Annotated in this window: 7 protein-coding genes; all 7 read right to left on the reverse strand. The window is 50.7% G+C overall.

What is annotated here, in order from left to right; all coding sequences use genetic code 11:
* Positions 1-244: 244 nt before the first annotated feature.
* Positions 245-1,876, reverse strand: coding sequence for a solute:sodium symporter family transporter (locus Q0294_RS11320; protein ID WP_299464948.1), 1,632 nt, complete (start codon positions 1,874-1,876; stop codon positions 245-247).
* A 173-nt stretch (positions 1,877-2,049) separates the two neighbouring features.
* A complete protein-coding gene (locus tag Q0294_RS11325; RefSeq protein WP_299464951.1) occupies positions 2,050-2,724 on the reverse strand; it encodes a transposase in 675 nt (224 codons plus the stop codon).
* A 60-nt stretch (positions 2,725-2,784) separates the two neighbouring features.
* Complete coding sequence (locus Q0294_RS11330) at positions 2,785-5,655, reverse strand: serine/threonine-protein kinase (RefSeq protein WP_299464954.1); 2,871 nt, start codon at positions 5,653-5,655, stop codon at positions 2,785-2,787.
* A gap of 64 nt (positions 5,656-5,719) precedes the next feature.
* Positions 5,720-6,313, reverse strand: a complete 594-nt coding sequence (locus Q0294_RS11335) for a sigma-70 family RNA polymerase sigma factor (RefSeq protein ID WP_299464957.1) — start codon at positions 6,311-6,313, stop codon at positions 5,720-5,722.
* A 506-nt stretch (positions 6,314-6,819) separates the two neighbouring features.
* Positions 6,820-7,254, reverse strand: coding sequence for a hypothetical protein (locus tag Q0294_RS11340; protein ID WP_299464960.1), 435 nt, complete (start codon positions 7,252-7,254; stop codon positions 6,820-6,822).
* A 383-nt stretch (positions 7,255-7,637) separates the two neighbouring features.
* Positions 7,638-7,796 carry a hypothetical protein gene (locus Q0294_RS11345; RefSeq protein ID WP_299464966.1) on the reverse strand — a complete coding sequence of 53 codons (159 nt, stop codon included), beginning with the start codon at positions 7,794-7,796 and terminating at the stop codon, positions 7,638-7,640.
* Between the two features lie 17 nt (positions 7,797-7,813).
* On the reverse strand, positions 7,814-8,194 hold a 381-nt coding region (locus Q0294_RS11350), incomplete at its 5' end, for a hypothetical protein (protein ID WP_299464963.1).

Consider the following 8,194-nt stretch of genomic DNA (forward strand, 5'->3'; position numbering starts at 1 on the left):
TGAAGATTGAACAGACGGGCCAGCACGGTCTGTTCTGGTCGATTCATGAATTGAAAGTGTATGGCAAGCCGCTTGAGTGATCAATTCACTTTTATTTACGACCACGATAAGCACGAAACATGATGACGGTTTGGCTTCTCTGGAGTAACGCAATCGATGCAGGAGGAGCAGGCCCGCTTAGCCCCTCCTGCATCTAGTGCCTGACGCCATTAATTCTCGTGTATCATATTTTATATCAGTTCTTTTATGAGGCGAGAACTGAAAAGTTTGCAAATGTGATATAAATTGTGAATACGATCAGGATCAGGATGATGCCGGCCGGTTTGGCAAGTCGCCACGGCGTCATATCCACGGCGCCCACGTCTTCCTGCACAAATTCGGTTTCGCGGGGTGCGATTTCACCGATGACCAGCATCAAAATCATCAGCCAGCTGAACACGATGCCCAGAAAGTGGAATTCGTGCAGGGAAGCGACAATGGTATCGAACGGTGATACGAAGTAACCAATGGCAATCACGGCGAAACCCGCAATGAGTCCGACCTTGGCGGCAATCGAAGGCACGCGTTTTGTCAACATGCCGATCAGCACCACAGCAAAAATGGGGATGAAGTAAATGCCGTTCATTTTCTGCAGGTAGCCGAAGATGCTGGTGGTGTTCGCCAGCAGAGGGGCGAGACACATTGCCACAATCGCAACAATCCAGCCGAATACTTTCCCGGAATTCACAATCGCTGTTTCGCTGGCATCCTGCTGGAGCACGTTTTTGTAAAGGCCGAGACTGAATAAGGTACAGGAACTGTTCAACGCGGAATTAAAACTGGAAAGGATTGCTCCGATCATCGCAGCGGCGAAAAATCCGGTCAGCGGCGCGGGGAGGACGCGGTTTACCAGCAGGCCGTAGGCATGGTCGGCTTTGATCTCTTCCCCTGCAAACACCGTGAAAGCGATCATGCCGGGAATCACGAGATAGAGCGGTCCGAGCAGTTTCAAGGCGCCTGTCAACAGGACCCCTTTTTGCCCTTCGGCTAGACTGCTGGCACCCAGCGTACGTTGAATAATCTGCTGGTTGGTCGTCCAATAGAAGAGATTCAAGAGAAAGATGCCCGAGAAGACGGCGCCGAAAGGAACCGACGATGTAGGGCCGCCGATGGAATTGAAACGCGTTTTCTGTTCTTCCAGCAACTGACTGGCGCCGGCGGAAATTCCTCCCTCGCCGCCCAGCATCGACAGTGCGTAGCCAGTGATTAAAAAACCGCCCACCAGCAGGCCGACGCTGTTGATCGTGTCAGATACAGCCACCGTTCGTAAACCGCCGAACAAAGCATAAATCGAGCCGATGATGCCCACGCACCAGACAATCAACCACAGCGCCAGCGTGTGCGCATCGATGCCCAGTGATTCCGGCCAGCCGCCCAGCATGGAAGGGACGTCTAGAATACCAAGCATGCCGGTCGCACCCGTGTAGAGAATGATGGGGAGCAGAATGCCCACGTAGGCGACCAGGAAGATCAGGTTTGTGATGACCTGAGTCTGGTGATCGAAACGAATTCCCAGATACTCGGGGACGGTGGCGACTCCGCTTTTCAGGAAACGGGGTAGAAAGAACCAGGCCATGAAGACCAATGCGATCACACAGAGCACTTCCCAGACCATCACACACAGGCCATCCGTGAAAGCGGCACCGTTGAGCCCGACCATCTGCTCGGTGGAGAGATTCGTAAGTAACAGCGAACCGGCAATTAAGGGGAACGTCAGCGTGCGTCCCGCGAGAAAGTAGCCACTGCTGCTGGCGTGGTCATCGCGGCGTGTAATCCGCCAGGTCAGAAAAGCGACCAGTCCTGTGAAGAACAGAAAAGAAAGGATTGTCAGTAACATGGCGATTCATCCAAATGCTATCTTGAGGCTATGATCAGGTTTGGGTGTAGCGAAGCGGTGCGTTACAAGAAAGGCAACCCGCTACAATACACAGCCTCCGCTCAGAGTTCCACCAAAACAACGTTTCTTAAAGTCTGCTGCTCGGATTTGCCCGGAAGATAAACAGGGGACGGTCAGGATTCTTTTCTGGGTCTGCCGCGGGGGCGGGTGGTGCTTTCGAGCGAGAGGCGGACTGCCGCGTTACTGATCCATTTATCACTGCCGAAGGGGGTGCCTCGGGTGATGCATTTTCTGACGGCCGCCTGTTCTGCCTCGGTTTGTGGCTTATTGACCAGTGCTCGCCATTGTCGCGGCAGTGTTGGTTTTTTAGGCGTCGTCAGCCACTCAGGAGTGGATTGTTTCTGCAGGCGCGCCCAGGCGGAGCCGTACTGCCACTCCTCGGCACGTTTGACCAGCTTTGCCTGCAGCGGGTTGTGTTCGACGTAACGCATGACTGTCAGTAAATGGTCGTCCGCTTGTATCGGGAACGACTTAAACCGCCCCTGATACAGGTGACCGGTGCCGCCGGTCGCGTAGTGTGCATGGCAGCGCATCGTGTGGGTGACGGTGAGCCGCTGAAAAAATTCCGTCAATTGCGTATCTGTCGTGGGACGTACTACAAAGTGCCAGTGGTCAGGCAGCACGGACAGGGCGAAAATCGGTATTGGGATTTTCTGCCACGTCTCCGCAACCACCTGCATGAACGCGGCGTAATCGTCCGAATTTTCGAACAGCGTCAGCCGCGCAACGGACCGGTTGAGCACATGAAACACTTCACCGGCAGGACAAATTCGTTTGGATCTAGGCATTTCAGAAGTCTAACAGAAAGCCGGTTGAAAGAAAAGAGACCTGACCCTGATTTAAGAATGTTACTTCTCCGCGATGGGGCGCCAGCGTAACTTGTGGAATGTGGTTTTTCCGTTGCCATGACTCACCAGCAGCAGCGTGTCCGGGGGATCTTTGGTGATCGTTTGAAATCCGCTACTCAGTTTGGAGATATCTCCTTGCCAGGAGTAGAGTTTTATTCCGTCAGCAAATGCAGTAATCGTCGCCTCTGCTCCTTTTACCAGAACTTGAAATCGAATTTCGTGCCTCTTTCCTTCCTCAATTTCGAATGCTGACGTTCTGCAAGGACTTCTGCTGTCGCTGGGATCAAGTCCGCCAACGGTAGAAAGGCCGCTGATTTTTCTTGATCCCCATCCAAAAAATACCGGATCTACGGAACGATTCCCCACAGGCAAGGCCAATGCGATCGCCTTTGAGTCTGTGAGAAGAATATGGCGTGTGAATGCGAATTCCAATTCGTATGAACCCTGCGGTCTGGCCGAAAGTCGCAGGATATTTTCGTATCCTCCGGAATTCATCCGAAGTGTGTTGCCTGTTGTTTCCCAATTGCCGCTGATGGCGTCGCGGTTTACATCGATGTCGGAAATCAAGTCTCGCCAGTCTCCTGCCACTGGTGGTGTATCATCCAACAGCGGAAACTTCAAAATGCGTTCGTATTCCACCTTCGTAATATGGTCGCGGCTGTCGTTTAAGGCGCCTACTAAGACCCGGTACTTTCCGATGTCAAAATCCAGTATGACCGGGTCGCCGCATTGTTTGCCATTGAGAAAAGCGGTCACCTTTCGTCCTTCAATCAAAACAAGCAGCTGGTCAAACTGATTCAAACCATGAGTCGGAGCCCGTTCGCTGAGTAACTTGTAGGCAGGCATCAACGAATTCGTTTTTGCCCCAAACAGGGATCGACGCAGACTCATTTTGCCATGTTTTAATTCGATAAGAAAACCAAGTTCCGTGGATTGATTATGGAAATTGACCAGCCAGCCTGCTCCTGCTGTGGTTCGCACATCGACCTGGATGAGTCCGGAACCCTCATGATCGGCCCACGGCCATGCCCCATCTGTAAAGCCACGATCTCCCTCTATAAACATCCGGCCATCACGAATTGCGGTCACATAGGCACCCGATCGTTGAGCTGCCCGGTCAAAATCAAACTCCTGAACATGGATCGGCTTCTGCTTCATGATCGCCAACAGCCGCGAAAGGACCGGATCAGGTTTGTCAATTGCTGCACTTGATTTACGGGGTGCTGCACTTACTTCCCGGGGCTGCTCCACATGATCCAGCACTTCAATCACAAGCGGCTGAGTCCCATTTTTCTCGACTTCGAATTTAAATTGATCCCAACCTTTAATCACCGCGCCGTCCCTGGTGACCGTGACTTCGTGCGGACCAATCTCCAGTTCAACATGGCCCATCTCCCCATCGAAGTTCACTTTTTCTTTCCCATCGATGATCACGACGGCTGTCGGGTCGTCTAGCGTGACCTGAACCGTCCGATCTCCCGCGCGGAACAACAACGTAATTGCCCCCAAGAGCAAAAACGCCGGCAGGGCTGCTGCAAAGATGGTTTTTGTCCGAGACGAATCGCCATTAAAAAAATCGAACAGTTTGAATCGCCGTTGATTATTCCCGGACCATTCTGCCTTTGATTCTTTTACCGGGTTCCGCAATGCGGGCCCCACCTCGTCACTGCCGGACACAGCGGCTTTCGCCGACGGATCCTCTGTTTTTTGGGGACAGGGCGTAGATAACTTTCGAGGACTCTTCAAATAGGCAGTCAACGCATCGACCACTTCCTGCATCGACTGAAAACGATCTTCTGTCTTTTTTGCCATCATTTTGAGGCAGATCGCTTCCAGCTCGCCATCAATGCCCTGCTTTAACGCAGAGGGGGGACTGGGTTCGGTGCCGATGATCTGGCCAATAATGACCAGCACAGGGCCTTGGAAAGGAACCTGTCCCGTCAGCAATTCGTAAAGAATGACTCCTAAATTATAAATATCACTTTGAGGGCCTACCGAATTGATGTCTCCTGAAACCTGCTCGGGAGACATATAAGCGGGTGAGCCCATGATGGTGCCCGCCATTGTGATGCGTGATGCCTCGTCTCGATTTAACTGGCGGGCTAAACCAAAATCCATAATGACTGGTTCATTGTCCTCGTCTACCATAATATTAGCCGGTTTAAGGTCGCGATGGATCACGCCATTCTGGTGTGCGGATTCAAGCGCCAGTGCCAGCTTGCGAATGACAACGCCGATATTTCTCATCGACTTGATTTTACCGCGGGTGATCAAGCTGGATAAAGGCATGCCGGCAATATAAGCCATGGCGATGTAGGAGATTCCGTTATGACTTCCCACGTCGTATACCGGACAGATCCCACGATGCCTTAATGTCGCCGCGGCACGTGCTTCTCGATAGAAACGCTCAAGCAATTCTTCTGAGGAATCGGAATCCTCGATCTTGGGGACTTTCAAAGCAACCCGCCGTTCGAGCTCTGTATCATAAGCCAGATAGACAGCCCCCATGCCCCCTTCACCAAGAATTTTCTCAATCTGATAACGCCCGAATTGCCGCTGGAGCACATGGTCGTTACCGGTTTGCTGCTTGTCCGGCTGCGCGGAATCGGGAGCAACAACCGCCGCATCGAAAGTCACCGTCTCGGGATGGAATGCAATGTCCACAGGGGAAAACAGATCTGAAGCCGCCGGTCCCGACAGTTTTTCGATGAGTGCGACATCCGCAAAATAAGCTTCCAGATCAGACTTCAAGTGAGGGTGGTCCAAAAGAAATTGTTGCTGATTGACGGTCTCTCCCTGGTCGATGCGCCGCATATAGCTGGCAATAATCGATTCGAGATCGTCTGCTAAGAGCTGATTCTGCTGAGACATGGTTCGCCTTGTATCAATGGTCGAAACGATTCCAATAGACCGCTGTCACCTTGAGACTCTGTGATTATTCTTCCGTTTTAATTTGTTTTCGTAAATTTTCGAGCCCGCGTTTGATTAACGATGCCACAGCCGTTTCTGAACGCTCAAAATGTTTTTCTAACTCCGCCAGGGACCAGCCTTCGAGATGACGCAGCCGCACCGCTTCACGTTGATCTTCCGGGATTGAAGACAGGGCTTCAGCTAACCGAACGGCATCTTCAGTTTTCATTAATCTCTGAGAAGGGCTCAGGCTCTGCAGATGAAACAGGCCCTGGTAATTCTCTACCGCGTCTGCGCTCCTTTCATTGATGATGGATCGTTTCTTTGCCCCGACATGTTTTCGAATCGTATCCTGTACGTTGCGATCATGAATTTTTTGTAACCAGGCAACAAATTGTGCTTCATCTTTCCCGTCAAAATTCTCAAAGTTCTGGAACGCGGACAGACAGGTTTGCTGTACCAGATCCGAATCATCGACGCGCGCCTGCAGCCGTCCCGCCAAAGCCCTTTGTGTTAACATTTTCAGATAGGGGCGATGTCGATCCAGTAATTGTCCAATGGCATCCCGGTTTCCTTTCAATGCATCATTAATCAGCTGTTGATAGTCACATAGTGGCATTATGTAATCCTGAGAGACCTCAATCCGGAAGACGAAAAGACGAGAGTCTCTCATTATGTACACAGGCACTCCGTTTTAAAACACATTCTTGTGCCTAAATTCGTTGTATCCAGACTCTTAAGCGGTTTTTTCGTAATCTCTTGGCGGCGAAATGTGAGAATTTATCGAAAAAACGAAAAATAATGCCCGTCGATCTTCCTGCCGGGAGCCAGGTCCCGCGGCGGTTCATCCCGTTACGACGGGCTCGACTGCGAATTTCCAAACCGATCAGCTCTGCAGAATGCAGCGATCTGTGGCAGGGAGGATGGAACCATCCAGCAACTACAGCAGTAATCAGCCGGCAGGTCTCGCCCCCGAACTGCGGATGCACGCTGAGAGATCCCTATTTGGGGAGCAGCGCGATCTCAGAAAAAATCGCCTGCATGGTTGGCTGATGAAAAAAAGGGGACAGGACTCATGAAGCAGAGACCTGCCCCTTTATAACTGATCGTCCTTGAAGGGGGGCGTTATTTCTTGTGCGCTTTGTGGCAGGCTGCACATGATTGAGTCATTTTCTTAAAGGCAGCATTCGCTGCTTCCAGGTTTTTCTTTTCGCATGCTGCGAGAGTTTCTGCACTCCCTTCGCGCAGTGTGGTCTTTGCCGCTTCGGCCCACGTGCCATCGGGGCAGCGACCATCGGACATCAGCAGGAAACTCATTTCGTTAATGCAGGCTGCATGGCAGGCAGCCGTATCCCAAGCCTTGTCGTCAGCCGGACCATCGCCTTTGAGCAGTTTACCCAGGCCGGCACAGTTCGGTTGCATGATTCCCCGCATCAGATACTTCGTTTCTGCAGGCCTTGTTTTGCCTTGCTTTACTTGTGCCGAAGCGTTCGTACCGAGAATTACAATTCCGAAAGCCGACACAACGAAACCAGCTACAATCACTAACTTTCTTGTCATGGGATCATCTCCAAAGGTTAAATGAAAAAGAAACGGTAATGTCGATCACGATTACACTTATTGGTTGCAGTTGATCAAAGGATGATTCTCAACCGCTGACTGTGGCGGGAATATGGTTGAAAGCGATAAACTCACAAAAGAGGATAAATGGATATAGATATATAATATTGAATCGTATGATTCTGTGTTTTGTCAAGGATGTCTGCCTGACTTGAGAATGTTTTTCCGGTAATCTTTTTTGCAAAGCCTGTCCAGCAAGGTTCAAAAGAGTCAGTTTTTACGGAAACAGAAGAAAATCGATTTACCGAAATGACGTCGTGAATTCATTCTGCATTTGCGACAGGGGCAGCGACTGTGTTGAATTCTGTCAACAGGAGAGAAGATTATGATTTCATGTCTGATTGTTTTTCGTCATCGCGTTCAAGATCGTGAGAAATACTCGCATGCAGGCTGTGATCGCCAGTTTCTTCGGTTTGCCTCTTTCCTTGAAGACAGAGAAGACAGATATGGGCAGCTTCAGAAATAACGACACCAAGACTCATTTACCGTCCCCCCTCTTTTACTCTTCAACAAGATCCTTATAAATTTTCCATTCCCGTCGATGGATCACATAGTGAATGATCCCCTTGCTGGTGACTTCCAGTAGCTGCTTATTGTTTTTCATGTTGAAATACTCCTTGTACTTTTGATCAAACAAGACCACGGCCTTCAAGCGGCCAGTGGGGATCATCGGGGTGTCTACTGTTTTATATTTTCTGATCGGTGTATCCGGAAGTTGAACTGCCAGTGGAGGAACGCTGCTCCCTTTAGCCCAGGAGGCAATGATGGCATCCGCGGATTCGATAACCGGACAATACCTGCCACTTTTGTAGCCAAACTGATTCATGTCCTTTAACCAGCCTTCATTGTATTTGAGTCCGATCTTTTCACGTTGCCAGTC

Source organism: uncultured Gimesia sp. (assembly GCF_937919775.1).
In the GTDB taxonomy this organism is placed as follows: domain Bacteria; phylum Planctomycetota; class Planctomycetia; order Planctomycetales; family Planctomycetaceae; genus Gimesia.

Bases quoted from the DNA above. Each gene is read 5' to 3' on its own strand.
- Q0294_RS11320 (WP_299464948.1), bottom strand. From the start codon at position 1,876: ATGTTACTGACAATCCTTTCTTTTCTGTTCTTCACAGGACTGGTCGCT.
- Q0294_RS11325 (WP_299464951.1), bottom strand. From the start codon at position 2,724: ATGCCTAGATCCAAACGAATTTGTCCTGCCGGTGAAGTGTTTCATGTG.
- Q0294_RS11330 (WP_299464954.1), bottom strand. From the start codon at position 5,655: ATGTCTCAGCAGAATCAGCTCTTAGCAGACGATCTCGAATCGATTATT.
- Q0294_RS11335 (WP_299464957.1), bottom strand. From the start codon at position 6,313: ATGCCACTATGTGACTATCAACAGCTGATTAATGATGCATTGAAAGGA.
- Q0294_RS11340 (WP_299464960.1), bottom strand. From the start codon at position 7,254: ATGACAAGAAAGTTAGTGATTGTAGCTGGTTTCGTTGTGTCGGCTTTC.
- Q0294_RS11345 (WP_299464966.1), bottom strand. From the start codon at position 7,796: ATGAGTCTTGGTGTCGTTATTTCTGAAGCTGCCCATATCTGTCTTCTC.